Genomic DNA, 1446 nt, shown 5'->3' on the forward strand with positions numbered 1-1446 from the left:
CATAGAGCTCGCGCTGGGCGCGCATCAGGTCGAGAAGCGCGGATTCAGCGGCAGCCTGGGTCGAGATGCGCATCGGTCAAATCCTGTTATCAGACCATGTTGAGCAGGGTGTCGGTCATTTCCTTGGACGCCTGGATCATCCGGGCGGCAGCGTTGTAGGCCTGCTGGTAGAGAATCATGTTGGCCAGCTCCTCATCCATGTTGACGCCTTCGACATCCATCCGCTTGCGGTCTGCGGCCTGCTTTACCGACAGGGCGGAATCGGCGGCGCGTTCGGCCCGCGCCGCGCGTGTGCCGACATCGCCGGCAAGGCGCGCGCCATATTCCTGCAAGGTGGCGTTCCCGGAGGCAAAGCCGCCTGCGCCATCGAAGCGGCGCGTGGTGGAAAAGCTGTCATAGAGCGCCTGTCCACCGCGCCCGTCACCTTCGGTGATGACAAGATCGCCAGGTGCGCTCGCGCCATCAATGTCCAGCCGGGCAAAGGCGAGCGCACCGGAATTGCTGCGCAGATCGGTGCGCACCGAAAAGGATTCAGAGCGCGTCATCCGCGCGGCATCGCCGATACCCATCACCTGCGAGAGCGCGAGGCCGGTATCGCCGCGCAGAGAGGTATCGGAGACAAGGTCGAAATCGTAATTGGCGTAAGGCCCCGACGGCGTGAAGGCGAGCGCGCCATCTGCGTTCAGGGCCCAGCTGCCATAGCCGCCGAGCCCGGTAGCCGGATTGTTGAGCGCGGTGACGAAATCGCCCAGCGTCGCCTGGTCTGCCGGAATGGTGATCTCGGTTGCGGACCGGCCATCGGGCGTGGAGACACGGAAGACCATTTCCTGTCCCGCGCCCGTCCCGAGCGGTGTCGCCGCATCAAGTCCGGTATCAAAGAAGCCGGGGCGGGCCGAAGTGATGATGTCGTTGAGGCCGAAGAAATGGGCAAAGCCGCGCCCGCCACCAAGGTTGGAGGGACTTGCCTCCTCCTGCACGGTCGCAAGGCCGGTGCCCGGCGCCGTCGCATTGATGACCAGACGTCCACCGGAGAAACTCGCTGTTCCATCGCCGCCGAGCGCCGCATTGAGCTGTGTCACCAGATCGTTGACAGTCGTGCCGGCAACGCCATTGACCGTGAAGCCACCTGCCGTGAAAGCCAGATCGACACGGTTCACCAGTTCGCCGCCATCGGTAACCACCGCCAATGTCGCGTTACCGCTGCCATTCAGGAGGTCTCCGGCCAGAAGTCCGGTATTGCGCCCCGACAGGGCCGCAGGCGGCGGATAGGCCGTTGAATTGTTGTGCGCGGCGTTCAGCGCATCGGCCGTGCCGGAGCTGAACTCGGCAAGCTGCGCGGCGATGGCCGGAAGTTCGATGTCGCGCATGTCCATGAGCGCGCGAAGCTCGCCCGAGCGGATGGCGCTCGTCATGTCGAGCGTCGCGCCGGAGGAGGAAACAACCGCC

Annotated in this window: 1 protein-coding gene; it reads right to left on the bottom strand. The window is 64.7% G+C overall.

The window, feature by feature from the left end; translation table 11 throughout:
* Positions 1 to 89: 89 nt before the first annotated feature.
* Positions 90 to 1446, bottom strand: a 1357-nt coding sequence (locus tag ACTS2Z_RS00030) for a flagellar basal body rod C-terminal domain-containing protein (RefSeq protein WP_442571186.1), incomplete at its 5' end; no start/stop codon positions are given.

The organism is Glycocaulis sp. (assembly GCF_052168375.1).
In the GTDB taxonomy this organism is placed as follows: domain Bacteria; phylum Pseudomonadota; class Alphaproteobacteria; order Caulobacterales; family Maricaulaceae; genus Glycocaulis.